At 66.3% G+C, this 18,451-nt stretch carries 21 protein-coding genes; 10 read left to right on the top strand and 11 right to left on the bottom strand.

The features are described from left to right. Positions 1–5 precede the first annotated feature (5 nt). A complete protein-coding gene (clpS, locus tag AC1DEZ_RS10985; protein WP_441511366.1) occupies positions 6–398 on the bottom strand; it encodes an ATP-dependent Clp protease adapter ClpS in 393 nt (130 codons plus the stop codon). A gap of 253 nt (positions 399–651) precedes the next feature. Here clpS and kdsA point away from each other — a divergent pair, with 253 nt between their 5' ends. Together kdsA and AC1DEZ_RS10975 are read left to right on the top strand one after the other, a co-directional pair. Further along, positions 652–1,521: a 3-deoxy-8-phosphooctulonate synthase gene (gene kdsA / locus AC1DEZ_RS10980; protein ID WP_441511365.1), complete on the top strand. Its 870-nt coding sequence runs from the start codon at positions 652–654 to the stop codon at positions 1,519–1,521. After that, entirely contained in the window at positions 1,514–2,710 is a 1,197-nt protein-coding gene (locus AC1DEZ_RS10975) for an MFS transporter (RefSeq protein WP_476779690.1), read from the top strand. The genes kdsA and AC1DEZ_RS10975 overlap by 8 nt, the downstream gene beginning before the upstream one ends. A gap of 45 nt (positions 2,711–2,755) precedes the next feature. On the opposite strand, the gene queF is transcribed toward AC1DEZ_RS10975, so the two are convergent. Next, positions 2,756–3,211 carry a preQ(1) synthase gene (gene queF / locus AC1DEZ_RS10970; RefSeq protein ID WP_441511363.1) on the bottom strand — a complete coding sequence of 152 codons (456 nt, stop codon included), beginning with the start codon at positions 3,209–3,211 and terminating at the stop codon, positions 2,756–2,758. A 318-nt stretch (positions 3,212–3,529) separates the two neighbouring features. Here queF and AC1DEZ_RS10965 point away from each other — a divergent pair, with 318 nt between their 5' ends. Further along, positions 3,530–3,673 (top strand): hypothetical protein, encoded by a 144-nt coding sequence (locus tag AC1DEZ_RS10965; RefSeq protein ID WP_441511362.1) that lies wholly within the window; start codon positions 3,530–3,532, stop codon positions 3,671–3,673. Positions 3,674–3,687: 14 nt separating this feature from the next. Here AC1DEZ_RS10965 and AC1DEZ_RS10960 read toward each other — a convergent pair whose 3' ends face one another. Next, a complete protein-coding gene (locus AC1DEZ_RS10960) occupies positions 3,688–3,813 on the bottom strand; it encodes a hypothetical protein (RefSeq protein WP_441511361.1) in 126 nt (41 codons plus the stop codon). A 202-nt stretch (positions 3,814–4,015) separates the two neighbouring features. Between AC1DEZ_RS10960 and eno the strand changes: the two genes are divergently transcribed. After that, positions 4,016–5,299, top strand: a complete 1,284-nt coding sequence (gene eno / locus AC1DEZ_RS10955) for a phosphopyruvate hydratase (RefSeq protein ID WP_441511360.1) — start codon at positions 4,016–4,018, stop codon at positions 5,297–5,299. A gap of 21 nt (positions 5,300–5,320) precedes the next feature. On the opposite strand, the gene AC1DEZ_RS10950 is transcribed toward eno, so the two are convergent. Next, a complete protein-coding gene (locus AC1DEZ_RS10950) occupies positions 5,321–5,941 on the bottom strand; it encodes a hypothetical protein (protein ID WP_441511359.1) in 621 nt (206 codons plus the stop codon). A gap of 207 nt (positions 5,942–6,148) precedes the next feature. On the opposite strand from AC1DEZ_RS10950, the gene AC1DEZ_RS10945 reads away from it, so the two are divergent. Further along, positions 6,149–7,108 (top strand): DMT family transporter, encoded by a 960-nt coding sequence (locus AC1DEZ_RS10945; protein ID WP_441511358.1) that lies wholly within the window; start codon positions 6,149–6,151, stop codon positions 7,106–7,108. On the opposite strand, the gene AC1DEZ_RS10940 is transcribed toward AC1DEZ_RS10945, so the two are convergent. The 3 genes from AC1DEZ_RS10940 to AC1DEZ_RS10930 form a co-directional block, all read right to left on the bottom strand. Beyond that, positions 7,052–7,837: a hypothetical protein gene (locus AC1DEZ_RS10940; protein WP_441511357.1), complete on the bottom strand. Its 786-nt coding sequence runs from the start codon at positions 7,835–7,837 to the stop codon at positions 7,052–7,054. The genes AC1DEZ_RS10945 and AC1DEZ_RS10940 overlap by 57 nt on opposite strands. Then, positions 7,834–9,003 (bottom strand): tRNA guanosine(34) transglycosylase Tgt, encoded by a 1,170-nt coding sequence (gene tgt, locus AC1DEZ_RS10935; protein ID WP_441511356.1) that lies wholly within the window; start codon positions 9,001–9,003, stop codon positions 7,834–7,836. Before tgt ends, AC1DEZ_RS10940 begins: the two co-directional genes overlap by 4 nt. Before the next feature lie 185 nt (positions 9,004–9,188). After that, positions 9,189–9,545, bottom strand: a complete 357-nt coding sequence (locus AC1DEZ_RS10930; protein WP_441511355.1) for an ArsC family reductase — start codon at positions 9,543–9,545, stop codon at positions 9,189–9,191. Between the two features lie 125 nt (positions 9,546–9,670). On the opposite strand from AC1DEZ_RS10930, the gene AC1DEZ_RS10925 reads away from it, so the two are divergent. Next, entirely contained in the window at positions 9,671–10,261 is a 591-nt protein-coding gene (locus AC1DEZ_RS10925; protein ID WP_441511354.1) for a phosphoribosyltransferase family protein, read from the top strand. A 14-nt stretch (positions 10,262–10,275) separates the two neighbouring features. On the opposite strand, the gene AC1DEZ_RS10920 is transcribed toward AC1DEZ_RS10925, so the two are convergent. After that, complete coding sequence (locus AC1DEZ_RS10920) at positions 10,276–10,980, bottom strand: glutathione S-transferase N-terminal domain-containing protein (RefSeq protein ID WP_441511353.1); 705 nt, start codon at positions 10,978–10,980, stop codon at positions 10,276–10,278. Positions 10,981–11,319: 339 nt separating this feature from the next. Between AC1DEZ_RS10920 and AC1DEZ_RS10915 the strand changes: the two genes are divergently transcribed. Next, positions 11,320–12,225 carry a LysR family transcriptional regulator gene (locus AC1DEZ_RS10915; protein WP_476779689.1) on the top strand — a complete coding sequence of 302 codons (906 nt, stop codon included), beginning with the start codon at positions 11,320–11,322 and terminating at the stop codon, positions 12,223–12,225. A 162-nt stretch (positions 12,226–12,387) separates the two neighbouring features. Continuing rightward, the gene (locus AC1DEZ_RS10910) at positions 12,388–13,305 is read left to right on the top strand and encodes an alpha/beta fold hydrolase (RefSeq protein WP_441511351.1); all 918 of its coding nucleotides are present in this window, start codon (positions 12,388–12,390) and stop codon (positions 13,303–13,305) included. 80 nt (positions 13,306–13,385) lie between these two features. On the opposite strand, the gene guaA is transcribed toward AC1DEZ_RS10910, so the two are convergent. Together guaA and AC1DEZ_RS10900 are read right to left on the bottom strand one after the other, a co-directional pair. Next, positions 13,386–14,954: a glutamine-hydrolyzing GMP synthase gene (gene guaA, locus AC1DEZ_RS10905; RefSeq protein ID WP_441511350.1), complete on the bottom strand. Its 1,569-nt coding sequence runs from the start codon at positions 14,952–14,954 to the stop codon at positions 13,386–13,388. Between the two features lie 49 nt (positions 14,955–15,003). After that, entirely contained in the window at positions 15,004–16,302 is a 1,299-nt protein-coding gene (locus AC1DEZ_RS10900; protein WP_441511349.1) for an RsmB/NOP family class I SAM-dependent RNA methyltransferase, read from the bottom strand. 184 nt (positions 16,303–16,486) lie between these two features. Here AC1DEZ_RS10900 and AC1DEZ_RS10895 point away from each other — a divergent pair, with 184 nt between their 5' ends. Continuing rightward, the gene (locus AC1DEZ_RS10895) at positions 16,487–16,627 is read left to right on the top strand and encodes a hypothetical protein (protein ID WP_441511348.1); all 141 of its coding nucleotides are present in this window, start codon (positions 16,487–16,489) and stop codon (positions 16,625–16,627) included. A gap of 165 nt (positions 16,628–16,792) precedes the next feature. After that, on the top strand, positions 16,793–17,953 hold the full coding sequence (locus tag AC1DEZ_RS10890) for a glycerophosphodiester phosphodiesterase (protein WP_441511347.1): 1,161 nt from the start codon (positions 16,793–16,795) through the stop codon (positions 17,951–17,953). Between the two features lie 108 nt (positions 17,954–18,061). Here the strand turns inward: AC1DEZ_RS10890 and AC1DEZ_RS10885 are convergent, their stop codons facing one another. Next, on the bottom strand, positions 18,062–18,340 hold the full coding sequence (locus AC1DEZ_RS10885; protein ID WP_441511346.1) for a hypothetical protein: 279 nt from the start codon (positions 18,338–18,340) through the stop codon (positions 18,062–18,064). Positions 18,341–18,451: the final 111 nt, after the last annotated feature.

The raw sequence follows: 18,451 nt of genomic DNA, 5'->3' as shown, positions 1-18,451 counted from the left end.
CAAGGCTACTTCTTCTCCATCACGCATTGCAGCGGGTGCATATGCTTGCGCGCCAGATCCATGACGAGCGTAACCTTGGTCTCGGCGACTTCGTAGGTGAAGACGCCGCATTCGCCGACGCCGTTCTGATGCACATGCATCATGATCCGCGTGGCTTCGGCGCGGTCCTTGTTGAAGAACCGCTCCAGAACGTGAACGACGAACTCCATCGGCGTGTAATCGTCGTTCAGCAGCAGCACACGATAAAGATTGGGCTTGCGGGTCCGCGTACGGGTCAGCACGGCGGTGCCGGCGCCATCCTTGGTTCCGTCGGCCGGCGGACCGGCGCGCCGCGGGCGATCGGCCATGGCTTCCGGGCTCGCGCGCCCCGGCAGGCGCCAGGTCGGATCGGCGTGCATTGCTGTCCCCTGGCCTGATTGCATCATTTGCGCCCCGCCATGCCTATCGTATTCCAACCCAAATCGTTCCTGTGTTTCCCACCCGAGATAGTGCTTCGCCTACGAATTTACAGACCTCTCTCCTGCTTCGCCAGTCCGTTCCCGCGAGCTCCATGCAACTCTTCGCGACATGGCCGTCAACCGCCCGCGCCGCTTGACCCGCCCGGTCCCGGCCGGACATAAGCCCCGCGGGCCGCTGGACAAGGACACCACCATGACACCCAACGCCGTCGTCACCATCGGCGAGGAACTCGCCCGGCCCGTGCGCTTCGGCAATGCGTTGCCGCTCGCGCTGATCGCCGGCCCCTGCCAGATGGAAAGCCGTGACCATGCGCTCGAATGCGCGCTGGCGCTGAAGGAAATCGCGGCCGATCTCAATATCGGACTGGTGTTCAAGGCCTCCTTCGACAAGGCGAACCGGACCAGCGTCAGGGGCGCCCGCGGCATGGGCATGAAGGCCGCCCTGCCCGTCTTCGCCGAGATCCGCGAGCGCACCGGCATGCCGGTCCTGACCGACGTGCATGATGCCGGCCAATGCGCCGAGGTCGCGGAGGTCGTCGACGTGCTGCAGATTCCCGCCTTTCTCTGCCGCCAGACCGACCTGCTCGTCGCAGCGGCGCAGACCGGCCGGGTCGTCAACGTCAAGAAAGGCCAGTTCCTGGCCCCCTGGGACATGGTCAACGTCGCCGCGAAGGTGACCGAGAGCGGCAATCCGAACGTCATGCTGACCGAGCGCGGCGCCTCTTTCGGCTACAATACGCTGGTTTCGGACATGCGCGCCCTGCCGACCATGGCCGAGATCGGCGCGCCGGTCATCTTCGACGCCACCCATTCCGTGCAGCAGCCGGGCGGCAAGGGCGCATCGACAGGCGGGCAACGCGAATTCGTGCCGGTGCTATCGCGTGCAGCCGTCGCCGTCGGCGTCGCAGGGCTCTTCATCGAGACCCATCCCGACCCGGATCGCGCGCCGTCCGACGGCCCGAACATGGTCCCTCTCTCCGAATTCCACGATCTGATCGCCGAGTTGCAGGGCTTCGACCGCCTCGCCAAGAACCGCCAGGCGCCAGCCGTCGCTTATGTCTGAACCCGCGCCGGCGTCCAAATCCGATCTGGGCGCCCTGATCCCGGTCCTGGGTCTCTGCGGCTTCGCCTCGACCTTCACCATGCGGCTGATCGACCCGCTGGTCCCGACGCTGGCGGGTGAATTCGGCCAGAGCGTCCACCAGATCGCCTTCATCGCGACCGCCTTTTCCAGCTGCTATGCCCTGGGCCAGCCTTTCCTCGGGCCCATCGCCGACTCGGTCGGCAAGCTGCGCAGCATCTCGGCCTGCCTTGCCGCGCTTTGCGTGCTCTCCATGCTCGCGGCCTTCGCCACCAGTTTCGGGGCCTTGCTTGTGCTGCGTGCGGCAGGCGGCGTGATGGCGGGCGGTGTCATTCCTGCGGCGATGGCGGCCATCGGGGACCGCGCGCCGATGGCGGAGCGGCAGATCATGCTCGGCCGCTTCCTGGTGATCATGATCATCGGGCAGATGGCCGGCGCCACCTTCTCCGGCCTCGTTGCCGACTATATCGGCTGGCGCGCCGTGCTCGTCATCGCGGGCGTGCTCGCGGGCGGCGGCGCGCTCCTGGTGCGGCTTGCACTTAAGCCGCGGCCCGACGCCGCGCGTGCCCGGCTCAGCCTCGCGGGGGCGATCAAGAGCTACAAGGCCGTCTTCGCCAATCCGCGCAGCAAACTGCTCTATCTGCTCGTCCTGCTCGAAGGCTCGCTCGTCTTCGGCTTGTCGCCCTTCATCGCCGCCATCCTGCACGAGCGGTCAAACACCAGCTCCTCACAGGCCGGTCTTGTCATCGGTGCGATGGGGCTCGGCGGGCTCGTCTATGGCGTGCTGACGCGCACCCTGGTCGAACGGGTCGGGCCGCGCCAGATGATGCGCTATGGCGGCCTCGCGGTGGCGCTGGCCTATTTCGCCTTCACCCCGCCAGCGCCATGGTGGACGGCCATCGGCATATTCCTGCTGACAGGTTTCGGCTTTTTCCTGCTACACGGCACGTTCCAGGCACAGGCGACGGAGCTCGCGCCGACGGCGCGCGGCTCGGCGATGGCGCTGTTCGCCTGCTTCTTCTTCATGGGGCACGCCACGGGGCCGCTGGTCATGGGCGCCCTGCTCAATCTCCTCGGAACCCAGCAGGCGCTCATCGTCTTCGGTATCGGGATCGGTGTGCTCGGGCTCGTCACGCCGCGCCTTCTGCCTCCTCTCGGCTCGCGGAGCTGATCGAAGAGCCTGCGCCCGGGGCGGGGCGCAGGTTTCCGGTCCGCTTCAGCGGCCGCGATAGGGCGCGACGCCCTGATCCGGCAGCCAGAGGCCCTTCGGCGGTTCGCCCGTCTGCCAGAACACGTCGATCGGAATGCCCCCGCGCGGATACCAGTAGCCGCCGATGCGGAACCATTCCGGCGCGAGCAGATCGACCAGCGTCTTGCCGATCGAGACGGTGCAGTCCTCGTGGAAGGCGCCGTGGTTGCGGAACGCGCCGAGATAGAGCTTCAGCGATTTCGACTCCACCAGCCACTGGCCCGGCAGATAGTCGATGACGAGGATGCCGAAATCAGGCTGGCCCGTCACCGGGCAGATCGAAGTGAATTCCGGGCAGGTGAAGCGGGTGAGATAGCGCGTGCCGGCATGGGGATTGGGCACGCGGTCGAGCCGCGCTTCTTCGGGCGAGGTCGGCAACGGGCCGCTCTGGCCGAGCTGCAAGGTCGAGGCGTCGATGGCCATGGAAGATGCTCCTCAGGTGTGCCGGAGCCTGTAGCTCATCTTCCGCGGCGGGGGAAAGCCGCGAATGCCACGCGTTCGCCATCGTCGGCCGCTACGAGCGCGTGGCGACGCCCAAAGCCCATGCCTGCTTTTACTCGATCAATATTTATCGAGTTTCCACACGCTTCCTTGCTTCGACAGAAGTCAGACTATACACCTGAGCGACTATTCGGCACCGATCAATACAATTCTATGATAATTGCAGGCATATTGTTTCTGATCGGTTTCTTGATCGGTCTTTCGCACGGATATCCGGCGATCGCGCTCGCGAGCGCGGCCATGACCTTTGGGATCTTCCCCTTCTGGCTCTTCCGTGGAGAGCTAGCCCTGTTCAGCGTCCTCGTCTGGATCGGCTATCTCTTCGCCCTGCAGAGCGGCTTCATGCTGGGCAGCTATCTCGGCATGTCCAACGACGAAGGCTAGGTCTTTCGGCCGGCCTACCAGAACCAGACGGGCCGCCCGGCAAAGGCGCACAGCCCGGCCCACCACAGGATCGTCAGGCCGCACCAGAACAGGACAGCGAGCAGGGACGGTCTGCGGCGGCTCGTCAGATTCTGGAACATGTTCGCTTCTCAAAGGAAAACGGGGCGGCATTCGTCCGGTTCTCCGCAACCTGCGCGCCAGCGCCGAATTCATATGCGCGGCCTTGCGAGCCACGACCGGACATCGATCGCTTGAAGCACCCGGATGCGGATCGGGGCTTTCGCGACGGCAGGCGGTTGGCTAGAAGCGCCTCACCCTTCCTCGTCCTCTCCGGAGCCTGCCATGACCGCGATCATCGACATCATCGGACGCCAGATCCTCGACTCCCGCGGCAACCCGACGGTCGAGGTCGATGTCGTGCTCGAAGACGGCTCGATGGGCCGCGCCGCCGTTCCTTCCGGCGCCTCGACCGGCGCGCATGAGGCGGTCGAGCTGCGCGACGGCGACAAGAGCCGCTATCTCGGCAAGGGTGTGCTCAAGGCCGTGGAGTCGGTGAACGTCGCCATCGCCGAGGCGATCGTCGCGATGGACGCAGAAGACCAGACCGCCATCGACCAGACGATGATCGAGCTCGACGGCACGCCCAACAAGGCAAAGCTCGGCGCCAACGCCATCCTCGGCGTCTCGCTCGCCGTCGCCAAGGCCGCGGCGGAAGCCTCGGGCCTGCCGCTCTATCGCTATGTCGGCGGCACCTCGGCCCGTGTCCTGCCCGTGCCGATGATGAACATCGTCAATGGCGGCGCCCATGCCGACAACCCGATCGACTTCCAGGAATTCATGATCATGCCGGTCGGCGCAGAATCCTTCGCCGAAGGCCTGCGCATGGGCGCGGAGATCTTCCACACGCTGAAGAAGAAGCTGCACGACGCCGGCCACAATACCAATGTCGGCGACGAAGGCGGCTTCGCGCCGAACATCAAATCGGCGGAAGCCGCGCTCGATTTCGTCATGCAGGCGATCGAAGCCGCTGGCTATCGCCCGGGCGAGGACGTGGCGCTGGCGCTCGACTGCGCCGCGACCGAGTTCTTCAAGGACGGCGCCTATGTCTATGAGGGCGAACGCAAGACGCGCGATCCCAAGGCCCAGGCCAAGTATCTCGCCAAGCTCGTCGGCAACTACCCGATCGTCTCGATCGAGGACGGCATGTCCGAGGACGACTGGGAGGGTTGGAAGGCGCTGACCGATCTCGTCGGTTCCAAGTGCCAGCTCGTGGGTGACGACCTGTTCGTCACCAATGTCGAGCGGCTGTCGCAGGGCATCAAGGGCAAGACGGCCAACTCGATCCTGGTCAAGGTCAACCAGATCGGCTCGCTGACCGAGACGCTCGCCGCCGTCGATATGGCGCAGCGCGCCGGCTACACCGCGGTGATGTCGCACCGCTCGGGCGAGACCGAGGATTCGACCATCGCCGACCTCGCGGTGGCGACCAATTGCGGGCAGATCAAGACCGGCTCGCTCGCCCGTTCCGACCGGACGGCGAAGTACAACCAGTTGCTGCGCATCGAAGAGGAGCTGGGCGCGCAGGCGATCTATGCCGGCCGCAGTGCGCTGAAGGCGCTGGCCTGATCGAGGCCTCGGCTGCCGCGCTCACCAGCGCGGCAGCAGGCTCACCGCCTGGGAGAGCCCCCAGACACCGGCCGCCTGCACGCTGCCGGCAGCGCCCGATACAGCGTCGGAGACTTTGGTCGCCGGCGCCACCACGAAGCGGCTCCAGGAAATATCGCGGGCCCCCTCGCTCGCCTGCGCCGTTTCGATTGCGGACGCCGCAGCCGGAGGCAGGATCACGAGCGGGGTTGCGACAACGACAGTGCGGTCCGACGCCGAAGCGGTTCGCCGCGCCGGGGGGGACGGCTTCACCTTCACCAGCACCTCCGAGCGCGGTTTGCCGAGCTCTGCAAATTGCGGCGGCGCCCATTCGCTGCGCTCCGGCCAGGTCACCGACATCGGCATCGCCAGGGCGGCCGGCGTGACCTGCGGCATGGCCGCGAAACCCTCGTCCGCTACGCCATCCGCGCCGTCCAATCGATCGCTGATCTTCCCGTCCCGCAGCAACGCCAGCTTCGGCAACAGCGCCTGTTCGACCGGGGCATGCGTTGCCCCGTGGCGCGGGATTGCGCCCGACAACAGGCCGGGCAGCGTCGCGAGCACCGCTGTCGCCGTGGCTATGCCGAGTGACAGCAGGAGGTGGTGGCCGAGGCGGCTCGCCATGGCGGCTGGCCTCGGGGAATAGCGGTTGCCGGGCATCGGCGGTCACTCCGGTGGCTGGCCCATCTTGATAGCGCGGGACAAGGAAGCCGATGTGCCTAGGCGCCAGAAGGGCCGAAAGGCGGCGCAATTGCGGTCGGTCGCCGCACGCGCGGGCGCCATGCGCGCCGGCCCGTAACCCGCCAAGCCACCCGGCGCTAGACAGGGGCAATGGACCAGATCACGCCCGCAGCCATGCTCGAGACGGATGCCAAAACGCGTCGTCGGAAGCGTTTGGCGGCACTGGGCATGCTGCTGGCCGTGCTGATCTACGGTTCGAATTTCGTCATCAGCCGCCATGCCGTGCTGAACGGGCTGACCCAGCATGATCTGATGGCGCTGCGCTTCGCCATCGCGGGCCTGCTGCTCCTGCCGGTCTTCCTGCGTCCAGGCCTGACCCGCTGTGGCGGCGTGGGCTGGAAGCGCGGCTTCTGGCTGACGCTGAGCAGCGGCTTCCCGATGACGTACCTGATGCTGACGGGTCTCACGATGGCGCCGGCGGCGCATGGCGCGACGATCGGGCCGGGCACGGTGACGATGATCGGCATCATCGGTTCGGTCGCGCTGTTCGGCGCCGCCCTCACCGGCCGCCTCATGATCGGCGTCGCCGGCGTGCTGGCCGGCCTGCTCTGCCTCGGCATCGCCGGCAGCGCAGGCGCGAACGCCATGACGCTGCGCGGCGATCTGTGTTTCCTCGGCGTCGGCCTGCTCTGGGGCTTCTATCCCCTGCTGATCCAGCTCTGGCAGGTCGACGGGCTGAGGGCGACGGCCATAGTCTCGGTGCTGTCGCTGGTCTATCTGCCGATCTATTTCCTGTTCTATTTCCGCGGCTTCGACGTGGCGCCCTGGTGGGTTCTCGCCCTGCACGGGTTCAACCAGGGCGTTCTCAACGTCATCGTCGGCCTGTGGATCTGGGGCTGGGCGGCGCATGTGCTGGGGCCTGCGGTCGTCGGGCGCTTCCCGCCGCTGATCCCGGTCACAGGTACGCTGCTTGCGATCCCGGTGCTGGGCGAGATCCCCTCCTCGCTGCAGCTCGTCGGCATCATGCTGATCATCGCCGGCCTGTTCGTCGCCTCATGGCGCAAGCCGGCGCGCAAGGCCGGTCAGGAACAGGTTCCAGCCAACCGTTAAGACGAGTCCCGACGCAAGCGCCGTCCATGTGCCGAACGGCACCGCCAGCAGGTGCACGACGGCGAGCCCCAGCCCCGTGCCGAGCAGCCCAAGCGCCCCGTTGCCGATCACCGCGGCGGTAGCCTTCCCGCCGATGCGGGGATGCAGGATGACGATCAGGCTCGACAGGACGATGGGCAAACCGGCAAGGACACCGGACCAGAGCGGCCCGACCCGGTCGCTCGCAGCCGTGACGGCTCCCGCCAGCAGCGCAACGCAGCCGGCCCTGATCGGAATGGCAAAGCGCGAGAGCGCGATGGGCCCGGTCGTGCGGACAGAGAGATAGGACCGCACCAGCAGATGCACCACGCAGAAGGCAAGCACGGTCAGGCCGGCGAGCGGCAGCACCGGCAGGGCCAGGCTGCGCACGCCGACCAGCACGAGGACCCAGACGGCCCCGGCGGTCACGAGCGAGGGCAGCATCGTCAGATGCTGAGCCAGGAGCACATAGCTGAGGATGAAAGCGGCATGGGTGACATTGGCATTCATCGTGCCCAGCGCGCTGGCGGCAATGAAAGCCGCATCGTGATCGAGCGCGAGGAAAACGAGCACCGGCCCGAGCGAGATCGGCAGCGTCGCGATCATCGCGGCGACCAGCGGCCCGGTGCGCTCGGCCAGAAGAGAACATCCGACCACCACCGAAGCGGCGATCGCCATCTTGATCGGCAGAAGAGCGAGGCCTGCGCTCAAGCCGGCTCGCCCCGCTCCCAGCCTTCCTTGGTCTCGGCGACGAAATCGTCGAGGCGGCCGGCGGCGATGGCGGCGCGCAGGCCCGCCATCAGATCCTGATAATAGGCGAGGTTCACCCAGGTCAGCAGCATCTTGCCGAGCATCTCCTCGGCCTTGACGAGATGATGCAGATAGGCGCGCGACCAGCTATTGGCGGCCGGGCAGGAGGATTGCTCGTCGACCGGCCTCGGGTCCTCGGCGTGCTTGGCGTTCTTGAGGTTCATCCGGCCGAAGCGCGTGAAGATCTGGCCGTGGCGTCCGGCGCGGGTCGGCATCACGCAGTCGAACATGTCGATACCGCGTGCGACCGACTGGACGATGTCGTCCGGCGTCCCCACGCCCATCAGATAGCGCGGCTTCTCCTGCGGCAGGTGCGGCTCGACCGTCTCGATCATCGCCAGCATCACGTCCTGCGGCTCGCCCACGGCCAACCCGCCGACCGCATAGCCCTTGAGGTCCATGGCGGCGAGCGAACGCGCGCTCTCGACGCGCAGATGCGGCACGTCCCCGCCCTGCACGATGCCGAACAACGCGCGCCCCGGATGATCTCCGAACGCGACCTTGCAGCGCTCGGCCCAACGCAAAGACAGGCGCATCGCCTTCTCCGCAACCCTCTCCTCGCAAGGCAGCGCGACACATTCGTCGAGCTGCATCACGATGTCGGAGCCGAGCAGGTTCTGGATCTCGACCGAGCGCTCCGGTGTCAGCACATGCTTCGAGCCGTCGATATGCGACCGGAAGGTCACGCCCTCCTCGGTCAATTTCCGGAGCTGCGACAGCGACATCACCTGGAAGCCGCCGGAGTCGGTCAGGATCGGGTGCGGCCAGTTCATGAATTTGTGCAGGCCGCCGAGCTTCGCGACACGCTCGGCGCCCGGGCGGAGCATGAGGTGATAGGTGTTGCCGAGCACGACATCGGCGCCGAGCGCCCTGACCTGCTCGGGATACATGCCCTTGACGGTGGCGGCGGTACCGACCGGCATGAAGGCAGGCGTGCGAATGACGCCACGCGGCATGCTGATCGCGCCGGTGCGGGCGGCGCCGTCGCGGGCCGCGACATGGAAGGTGAACTCCGTGGCGGCGGGTTCCGGCGCCTGCGGGTCGATGATCTTGGGCTGAATGGTCATGGGCCGCGAGGTAGAGCAGCGCGGGGATTTAGGGAAGAGCTACGCGCGCCGGGCGGCGGTCTCTCGCCGTCATGCTCGGGCTTGACCCGAGCATCTCATGACCCGAGAGCTCCCTGAGCCCTTTTCGGCAAGAGGTCTCGGATCGGCGCTCCGCGCCGCCCGAGAATGACGGCAGCCGGGAAGACTCACCCCTTCGCCAGCGCCGCCTCGTAGATATCGGGCTTGAAGCCGACGATCGTCTTGCCCTTGCCGAGATCGAGCACCGGGCGCTTGATCATCGAGGGCTGCGCCAGCATCAGCGCGACGGCCTTGGTCGCATCGAGCCCCTGCTTTTCAGCATCGGGCAACGCACGAAAGGTCGTGCCGGCGCGGTTCAGCACCGTCTCCCAGCCATGCTCCTTCACCCAGCGCTCGAGCGAGGCCTTGTCGATCCCGCTCGCCTTGTAGTCGTGGAAGGCGTGCGGAGCGCCATGGCCGTCCAGCCAGCTGCGCGCCTTCTTCATCGTGTCGCAGTTCTTGATGCCGTAGATGGTGATCGTCATGCCTTCGTCCGGACTCTGTGAAACATCGCTGCATGTGCCCCCCGCCAGTCATCGCGGTTTGTCATCGGCGCTGCAAGCAGGCATGACATGGCGGGCAACGTCGTCTGATACCGGCAGGAGATAGCATGGATACCGTCTCGGCCTGCGCGCAGAAGACGCCGGCTCCGCCTGCTTTTCCCCATCGCCGCTGGAAGGACCATCCGGTCGCCGGCATCGATTTTCCGGATGCGACGACCTTCACCTGCGACGGCCGCTGGATGAAGACAGCCTGCGACGCGCTCGCAGACCGTCTTGGCGGGGAAACCGATCTTCTTGCCGGGATCGACATCGGCGGTCTCGGTTTTGCGGGCGCGCTGGCGCTGCGCAACGGCCTCGGCTTCATCGACATCCGCAAGGTCGGCTCGATCCGTGCCGACGTCGTCCGCAGCCTCGCCGCCAATTATGAACTCGGCAATGGTGTCGCCCTGTCGAAAGGCCATCGGCTCGACGGGCGCAACGTCACCATCATCGACGACTGCCTCATTTCGGGCGGGACCGTGCTGGCGACGGCGCAGTTGTTGCGCCGTCTGGGTGCGCGCTGCGCGCAAGCGCTCTTCGTCTTCGAGCTCGAAGGGCTGGGCGGCCGCGAGCGGCTGGCCCAGGGCGGCATCTCGGTGCACGCCCTGGAAAGGCTGGCGTCAGTTCAGCCCGCATCGGCCTCCAGCGAGAGCTCCTGAAGACTGGGCGCAGCTCAAGGGCGCTTGGGGCTGTCGAGGCCGCGCTGCACGGCTGGCCGCGACAGGCAACGCTCCAGCCAGATCGGCACATGCGTCAGGCTGGCGTAGTCGACGAGCTCGCCGGCGCCGTAGAAGCCGACGAGATTGCGCACCCAGCCGAGCATGGAGATGTCGGCGATGGTATATTCGTCGCCCATGACCCAGGTGCGGGTTGCGAACCTGTCCTCCAGCACGCCGAGCAGGCGCTTGCTTTCATTGGCGTAGCGGTCGCGCGGGCGCTTGTCCTCGTATTCGCGGCCGGCGAATTTATGGAAGAAGCCGAGCTGGCCGAACATCGGGCCGATCGCCGCCATCTGGAAGAACACCCACTGGATGGTCTCGTAGCGCTGCGCCGGCTCCCTGGGCAGGAGCCTGCCGGTCTTCTCGGCGAGGTAGAGCAGGATCGCGCCCGATTCCCACAGGCCAAGCGGCTTTCCGTCCGGCCCGTTCGGATCGATGATCGCGGGAATCTTGCCGTTCGGATTGAGCGAGAGGAATTCCGGGCCCCAGGTCTCGTTCTTGCCGATGTCGATGAGATGCGGCTCGTAAGGCAGCTCCAGCTCCTCGAGCGTGATCGAAACCTTCACGCCGTTCGGCGTCGGCAGCGAATAGAGCTGGATGCGGTCGGGGTGGCTGGCGGGCCAGCGCTTGGTGATCGGGAAAGCGGAGAGATCGGCCATCGGGGGCTCCGGTTGAATCGGGAGAGCTTCGGCGCAGGACGATAGAGCCGGACGCGCCCAAAGCAACGGGCTAGCATCGCGGCTCGCGCAAAGGCGATTTGCGCAGCTGCCCGCAACATCATGTGGACCGACAGCGCTGCGGGGTCCGAAGCTCATCGTCACGCCGCGCGTGGGGTACTACGGCATCACCGGCATAGGCGGGCAGCATTTGCGCCTCGCTTTCCACCCGATGCGGGTGCCATGTCCTCGCCATTGACCTTTCGCTGCCTGCGATCTGGCGCGGGCGGCAGGTCCCGCTTATGCTCCGCGGATTGGCCGATTTTCCGGATAGCTCGAACAATGAAGCTGGACGGCATCGCGAGCTTCGTGGCGGTCTCCGAGGAAGGCTCGATCAGCGAGGCGGCGCGCCGGCTCAGCCTGTCGAAATCGGTGATCAGCGAGAGGCTCGCGGAGCTGGAACGCGGCCTCGGAGCAACTCTGCTGCATCGCACAACGCGCAGGATGTCGGTGACTGAGGACGGCCTTGCGTTCCTCGAGCGCGCGAGGCGCATTCTGCGCGAAGTATCGGATGCGACGACGGATCTCGCCGAGCGCCGCGGGGCGCTCAGCGGTCCGATGCGGATCGCGGCGCCGGTTACCTTCGGGCGGATGCATCTGGGCCCGGCGCTCTACCCTTTTCTCGCCGCCAATCCCGGAATCGAGCTGACGCTCGACCTTGACGACCGGCGAGTCGATATCGCCTCGGGCGTCTATGACGGCGTGGTGCGCCACGGAGCTATCGCAGATTCCCGCCTGATGATCTGGCGTCTGGCGCCGAGCCGCCGGATGCTGGTCGCATCGGCCGCGTATCTCGCGCGCTGCGGCGTCCCTGCGACCACGGCGGAGCTCCATGCACACAAGGGCATCTTCTACACGAACCGCGGCGCGTCGGACTGGCGCTTCGCAACGCCGCAAGGACTCGAGATCGTGCGCGCAGCGTTCGGGCTCCGGGTGAACAATGGCGACATGATGCGCGACGCTGCCCTCGCCGGTCTCGGCATTGCGTTGTTGCCCCTCTTCATCGCCGGGCCGGATATCCGCCAGGGCCGGCTTCAGATCATCGATGTCGGCGTCCTGCCGGTGTCGGAATTCATCTATCTCGCGCACCCAGAAGGTCGCCGGCCCTCCGCGAAGCTGCGCGCGGTCGCGGCCCATCTGCACGCCACATTCGGCGAGCCGCCCTATTGGGAAGATGGCGTGCCTTGACACCATGGCCGCGAACCGAAGCACAATTGTTCGGCTTTCACGGAAATTAGGACCGCTTTTGGCAGGCTAATCCGGACGCGGTCCCAGCCTTAATTGAAACGAGCCAACGGGGCTGAAAGCGACGGTCGCAGGGACCGCCCTCCCGATCGGTGGGAGAATATGATGCTGAAGTTCGTCCTGGCTCTCGGAGCCCTCGCCTTCGCCGCGCCTGCGACCGCGCAGGTTCCGGCCTTCCCAGCCTCATTCGCGACGCAGGAGATTCAGACCAATGGCGCAACGATCCATGTCCGGGTCGGTGGCACGGGACCAGCCGTCGTTCTGATCCACGGCTATGGCGAGACCGGTGACATGTGGGCGCCTATGGCGGCTGACCTCGCCCGCGACCACACCGTGGTCGTGCCCGATCTGCGCGGGCTCGGGCTCTCGTCGAAGCCGCAATCAGGCTACGACAAGCTGACGCAGGCCGGTGACGTGGCCGGCGTCCTCGACAACCTCAAGATCGAACGCGCCGATCTGGTGACGCATGACATCGGAAACATGGTCGGATTTGCCTTCGCCACGCAGCAGCCGCAGCGTGTCCGCCGCTTCGCCATCATCGACGCGCCGGTGCCGGGTGTCGGCCCCTGGGACGAGATCCTCAAGAACCCCCTGCTCTGGCATTTTCGCTTCGGCGGCCCGGATATGGAGCGGTTGGTGGCCGGGCGCGAGCGCATCTACCTCGACCGCTTCTGGAACGAGTTTTCGGCAACGCCCAGCCGCTTCACCGAAGCCTCGCGCGAGCATTATGCCAAGCTCTATGCCCTGCCCGGCGCGATGCATGCGGGCTTCGCGCAGTTCGCCGCATTCGATCAGGACGCGATCGACAACCGGAAGTATCTCGCCGCGGGCGGAAAGCTCACAATGCCTGTTCTGGCGATCGGCGGCGAGAAGTCCTTTGGCCCGACGATGGCCGTCGTGATGCGCGCCGCGGCGACCGACGTGACCGAGGGCATCGTGCCGGATTCAGGGCACTGGATCATGGAGGAGAACCCGCAAACCACGACCCGGATGATCCGCGCCTTCCTCGACAAGACGCCCTGAGGCGTATCCGGATCGAACTCCGCGGCAAAGGAGCAACAAGGGCGAGCCGCGGGGCCTGCCCTTGTCCCGCTAGGCCCAGATCACTCCCATTCGATCGTGCCGGGGGGCTTGCTCGTCACGTCGTAGACGACGCGGTTGATGCCCTTGACCTCGTTGATGATGCGGGTCGCGGCGCGCCCGAGGAAGTTCATGTCGAAGGGATAGAAATCCGCCGTCATGCCGTCGACCGAGGTCACGGCGCGCAGCGCGCAGACATGGTCATAGGTGCGGTAATCGCCCATCACGCCGACGGTGCGGACCGGCAGGAGTACGGCGAAGGCCTGCCAGATCACATCGTACAAGCCGGCCTTGCGGATTTCGTCGAGATAGATCGCGTCCGCCTTGCGCAGGATGTCGAGCTTCTCCTTGGTGATCTCTCCGGGGCAGCGAATGGCGAGGCCCGGCCCCGGGAAGGGATGGCGGCCGACGAAGGCCTCGGGCAGGCCGAGCTCGCGGCCGAGAACGCGAACCTCATCCTTGAAGAGCTCGCGCAGCGGCTCGACGAGCTTCATCTTCATGCGCTCGGGCAGGCCGCCGACATTGTGATGGCTCTTGATCGTCACCGAGGGGCCGCCGGAGAAGGAGACGCTCTCGATCACGTCCGGGTAGAGCGTGCCCTGCGCTAGGAAATCGGCGCCGCCGATCTTGGCGGCCTCGGCATCGAAGACGTCGATGAAGAGCCGGCCGATGGTCTTGCGCTTGGCTTCCGGATCGGGACCGACCTTCTCCAGCTCAGAGAGGAAAAGCTCCTCCGCCTCAACATGGACGAGCGGAATATTGTAGTGATCCCTGAAAAGGCGAACGACCTCTTCGGCCTCGTTCATCCGCATCAGGCCGTGATCGACGAAGACGCAGGTGAGCTGGTCGCCGATCGCCTCATGGATCAGCACCGCCGCCACCGCCGAGTCGACGCCGCCGGAAAGCCCGCAGATGACGCGGCCGGTGCCGACCTGCTCGCGGATCTTCTTTTGCATCTCGGCGCGATAGGCCGACATGCTCCAGTCCGGCTTGCAGCCGCAGATCTCGACGACGAAATTCCGCAGCAGCTTGCCGCCGTCGGGGGTGTGGACCACCTCGGGGTGGAACATCGTGGTGTAGAAGCGCCTGACCTCGTCGCTCGCCACGGCATAAGGGGCGTTCTCGGAGGTCGCCTTGACGGTGAACCCGGCGGGAAGTTGTGTCACCCGGTCGCCATGGCTCATCCAGACCGGATAGCGACCGCCCTCTTCCCAGACGCCTTCGAACAGTGCTGAAGGGGTGACGATCTCGACATCGGCGCGGCCGAACTCGGCAGCGTGCCCGCCCTCGACCTTGCCGCCGAGCTGGTGCGCCATGGTCTGCTGGCCGTAGCAGATGCCCATGAGCGGGATTTTGGCCGAGAAGACCGCTTCGGGAGCTCGCGGGCTCCCCTCGTCCGGCACCGAAGCGGGGCCGCCGGAGAAGATCACGCCCTTCGGCTTCATGCGGGCAAAGGCCTCGGAAGCGGACTGGAACGGGGCGATCTCGCAGTAGACGCCGATCTCACGGATGCGCCGCGCGATCAGCTGCGTCACCTGCGAGCCGAAATCGATGATGAGAATGGAGTCGTGATGGGGCTGAGCGCTCGTCATCGCGTTCCGTTAATGGATCGTGCGGGCGCGCGCAACGGCTGTAGCAGCCTCAGTCCCCGCGCTGGAGGCAAGCCAGATAGAACCCGTCCGTGCCGGTGCGTCGCGGCGAGAGCTGTAGGCCGAATTGGGTGGCGAAGCGGGCGAGCAGGGAGAAGTCGCTCTCCGCCCCCTTGAGCACGTCGATCGGCGCGACCGGTGCGAAGCCGGGATGGCGGCCAAGAAAGGCACGGATCGCCTCGTCATTTTCCTCAGGCAGCATGGAGCAGGTGATGTAGGCGATGCGCCCACCCTGGCGCACCAGCTTGGCCGCGCGCGCCAACACCTCGGCCTGATCCTTGATCCGTTCGGCCAGCGCGCCGGGGCGCACGCGCCATTTCGCATCCGGGTTGCGCCGCCAGGTGCCGGAGCCGGTGCAGGGCGCATCGACCAGCACGAGATCGGCCTGTCCGGCGATGTCGGCGAAGGGCTCATGGCCGCGCGAACGCGGAATGCGCACCTCGACGATGCTCGCGCCCGAGCGCGCCACGCGGTCATGCAGCGGCGCGAGCCGGCGGCTATCGAGATCGGTGGCGTAGAGACTGCCGCGATTGGCCATCAGCGCAGCGAGCGCCAGTGTCTTGCCTCCTGCCCCGGCGCAGAGATCGATCACGGTCTGGCCAGGTCGCGCGCCCGCGAGCAACGTCACCAGCTGCGAGCCTTCGTCCTGCACCTCGAAGGCGCCGGCGAAGAAGCCGGGTTCCGCATGCAGCGAGGGGCCGCGCCCGTCATGGCCCGGCTGGAAGCGCAGCGCATCGGGAGACCAGGCGCCGGTCTCCGGCTGATGGTGGGCGAGATCCCGGAGAACGTCGTCGCGGCCGGCCTTCAGGCGGTTGACGCGCAGGTCGATCGACGCACGGGCGGCCAGCGCCTGCCCTTCCGCCGTCGCAGCTTCACCGAAGCCGGCCTCGAACGACGGCCAGAGCCATTCGGGCACGTCCGCCCGCACCCAGGCGGGCGCCCCATCGTCCGAGAAGGCGGCCAGGAGTGCGGTCTCGTCAGCCGTGAGCGGAGCGGGCGCGTGATTCTCGCCCGAGAACAGCGCTGCTATCTCGTCGCGGGGCAGGCCGCGCAGCCCGGCGAGCATGCCGAGCACCAGCCCGCGGGGCTCTTCGGACGCCATCGAATAGCTGGACGAGGCCTTGCGCCGCAGGGCATCGTAGACGAGCGAAGCGATGGCGGCGCGGTCCTTCGAACCGGCGAAGCGACGCGACAGCCCCCAATCCTTCAGCGCATCGGCCGCCGGGCGGCGGCGCTCGATGATGTCCTGCAGCACCTCTATGGCGGCGCTGATCCGGGCGGCTGGCGTCATGGTGCTTCAATCCTGGCGCAGGCAAATCAGGCCCGGCGCCCGCAAGGCGGTGAGTGTAGTGTGCTTCGACCGGTTCAAATATCACGCCGAGGCATGGTGCCCCATGCGGCATGCACTTGACGCGCTCCTTTCACAAGGGGAAAGACGATGCAACCGCATCTCGCGGCCATCAGGATATCCGCACATGAAAAGCGCCAGCCGCATCGTCATTCTGAGCCTTGTCGCCTTCGGCCTTGCCGCTTGCGCAACCCAGCCGCAGCAGGACTTCACGCCGCCGGCCTCCAAGCGCCTCGATGCGAAGACCTCCCTCGAGAACCGCCGCTGATCCGACATCGATACGAACGAGCCCGCGCCCGGTATTGCCGGCGCGGGCTTTTTTGTCGCCCGCCGCATGGCGCCTGAGCTGACGGCAAAACGAAGCAATCTTTTCATGGGGCTGTCACATCACTCGACCTAACTTCGCGCGCATTTCCGCGAGCCGGGTCAAACCATGAAAAAAACGCTGCTTCTCTCGACATCGCTCCTCGCCGCACTGGCCATGCAGCCGCTTGCGGCGCCCGCCCAGGAGGCATCCGCTTCCAACAGCCGCAAGCCCCTGATCATCGCCCATCGCGGCGCCAGCGGCTACATGCCCGAGCACACGATCGAGGGCTACAAGCTCGCCATCGAGATGGGCGCGGATTTCATCGAGCCCGACCTGGTTTCAACTAAGGACGGCGTCCTGGTCGTGCGGCACGAGCCGATGCTAAGCGGCACCACCGACGTCGCCGACCGACCGGAATTCGCCAATCGCAAGACGACGCGCAAGGTCGACGGCATCGACACCACCGACTGGTTCGCCAACGACTTCACCCTGGCCGAGATCAAGACCCTGCGTGCCAAGCAGGCCTTCGCCGATCGCGACCAGTCGCAAAACGGCAAGTACCAGATTCCGGCGTTTCAGGAGGTGATCGACCTCGCCAAGTCGGAAAGCGCCCGGACCGGCCGCACCATCGGCATCTATCCCGAGACCAAGCACCCGACCTATCACGCCTCGCTGGGCCTCGCCTTCGAGGACAAACTGCTCGACATGCTCAAGGCGGCCGGCTGGACCGAGAAGACCTCGCCGGTGTTCATCCAGAGCTTCGAGACCGGGAATCTGAAATACCTGCGCAAGAAGACGCAGCTGCGCCTCGTGCAGCTCGTCGACGGCGACGATGTCGACAAGGACGGCAAGGTGACTCTCGTGGCGCCGTTCGACCGCCCCTATGACTTCGCGGTGCTCGGCGACAAGCGGACTTTCCAGGACATGCTCTCCGCTGAAGGGCTCAAGGAGATCGCGACCTACGCCGACGGCGTCGGCCCCTGGAAGCCCTATATCCTTGCTGGCAAGCAGACCATTGGCGAGGACGGCAAGCCGAAGGATCTCAACGGTGACGGCAAGATCGACGAGCAGGACCGCACGCTGATCGCGCCGACGAACGTGGTCAAGGACGCCCATGCCGCCGGCCTTCTGGTCCACACCTGGACCTTCCGCAGCGAGCCCAAGCGGCTGACCTCGGACTTCAAGGGCGACGCCGCGGCCGAGTACAAGGCATTCTTCGCGCTCGGCATCGATGGCCTGTTTTCGGATTTCTCGGATCAGGCCGTGAAGGCGCGCGACGCGAAGTAAGCCATCCCGTCGGACGAGGCCGACAGCCGGACAAGCCAAGCCCCGCGGCGAAATTCGCCACGGGGCCTGGCCTTCAGCGGGCTTCTCGCCCGCTCCCCTTCAAATCGGTCAATCGCAAATGCGGGTCGTGCGCCTCACGACGCCGCGCGGCGTCTCACGCTCGGTCGTGACGGTGCGGCAATCGTCGCCGCGATAGTAGTTGGCGCGGCGCCACTCGCGTTCAGGCGTGCGATCATAACGGTCCTGACGCATCTCGCGATCGATTGCCCGTTCATGGGGGGTACGGGGGTCGACGCTAACGCCACCTGGACCGATGTTGATCGACTGAGCATAGGCGCCGCTGCTCGCGAGAAGAGCAACAGCAATGATTGGGACAAAACGTTTCATCGCGTATCCTCCGTTTGCGCCATCAACGCACCGGACGGAGACTCGTTCCGTAGAAAGCTTCAGCTGCAGTCGAAGATGCTTCGCGCACCCTAGGAACTGCTTGCCAAACGA

This window comes from Allobosea sp. 10L422, from assembly GCF_056395345.1.
Note: the sequence above shows the minus strand (reverse complement) of the source record. Positions and strands in the feature narration are given on the sequence as shown.

Coding starts and splice junctions, on each gene's coding strand:
- clpS (WP_441511366.1), bottom strand. CDS start 398: ATGCACGCCGATCCGACCTGGCGCCTGCCGGGGCGCGCGAGCCCGGAA.
- kdsA (WP_441511365.1), top strand. CDS start 652: ATGACACCCAACGCCGTCGTCACCATCGGCGAGGAACTCGCCCGGCCC.
- AC1DEZ_RS10975 (WP_476779690.1), top strand. CDS start 1,514: ATGTCTGAACCCGCGCCGGCGTCCAAATCCGATCTGGGCGCCCTGATC.
- queF (WP_441511363.1), bottom strand. CDS start 3,211: ATGGCCATCGACGCCTCGACCTTGCAGCTCGGCCAGAGCGGCCCGTTG.
- AC1DEZ_RS10965 (WP_441511362.1), top strand. CDS start 3,530: ATGACCTTTGGGATCTTCCCCTTCTGGCTCTTCCGTGGAGAGCTAGCC.
- AC1DEZ_RS10960 (WP_441511361.1), bottom strand. CDS start 3,813: ATGTTCCAGAATCTGACGAGCCGCCGCAGACCGTCCCTGCTCGCTGTC.
- eno (WP_441511360.1), top strand. CDS start 4,016: ATGACCGCGATCATCGACATCATCGGACGCCAGATCCTCGACTCCCGC.
- AC1DEZ_RS10950 (WP_441511359.1), bottom strand. CDS start 5,941: ATGGCGAGCCGCCTCGGCCACCACCTCCTGCTGTCACTCGGCATAGCC.
- AC1DEZ_RS10945 (WP_441511358.1), top strand. CDS start 6,149: ATGGACCAGATCACGCCCGCAGCCATGCTCGAGACGGATGCCAAAACG.
- tgt (WP_441511356.1), bottom strand. CDS start 9,003: ATGACCATTCAGCCCAAGATCATCGACCCGCAGGCGCCGGAACCCGCC.
- AC1DEZ_RS10930 (WP_441511355.1), bottom strand. CDS start 9,545: ATGACGATCACCATCTACGGCATCAAGAACTGCGACACGATGAAGAAG.
- AC1DEZ_RS10925 (WP_441511354.1), top strand. CDS start 9,671: ATGGATACCGTCTCGGCCTGCGCGCAGAAGACGCCGGCTCCGCCTGCT.
- AC1DEZ_RS10920 (WP_441511353.1), bottom strand. CDS start 10,980: ATGGCCGATCTCTCCGCTTTCCCGATCACCAAGCGCTGGCCCGCCAGC.
- AC1DEZ_RS10915 (WP_476779689.1), top strand. CDS start 11,320: ATGAAGCTGGACGGCATCGCGAGCTTCGTGGCGGTCTCCGAGGAAGGC.
- AC1DEZ_RS10910 (WP_441511351.1), top strand. CDS start 12,388: ATGCTGAAGTTCGTCCTGGCTCTCGGAGCCCTCGCCTTCGCCGCGCCT.
- guaA (WP_441511350.1), bottom strand. CDS start 14,954: ATGACGAGCGCTCAGCCCCATCACGACTCCATTCTCATCATCGATTTC.
- AC1DEZ_RS10900 (WP_441511349.1), bottom strand. CDS start 16,302: ATGACGCCAGCCGCCCGGATCAGCGCCGCCATAGAGGTGCTGCAGGAC.
- AC1DEZ_RS10895 (WP_441511348.1), top strand. CDS start 16,487: ATGAAAAGCGCCAGCCGCATCGTCATTCTGAGCCTTGTCGCCTTCGGC.
- AC1DEZ_RS10890 (WP_441511347.1), top strand. CDS start 16,793: ATGAAAAAAACGCTGCTTCTCTCGACATCGCTCCTCGCCGCACTGGCC.
- AC1DEZ_RS10885 (WP_441511346.1), bottom strand. CDS start 18,340: ATGAAACGTTTTGTCCCAATCATTGCTGTTGCTCTTCTCGCGAGCAGC.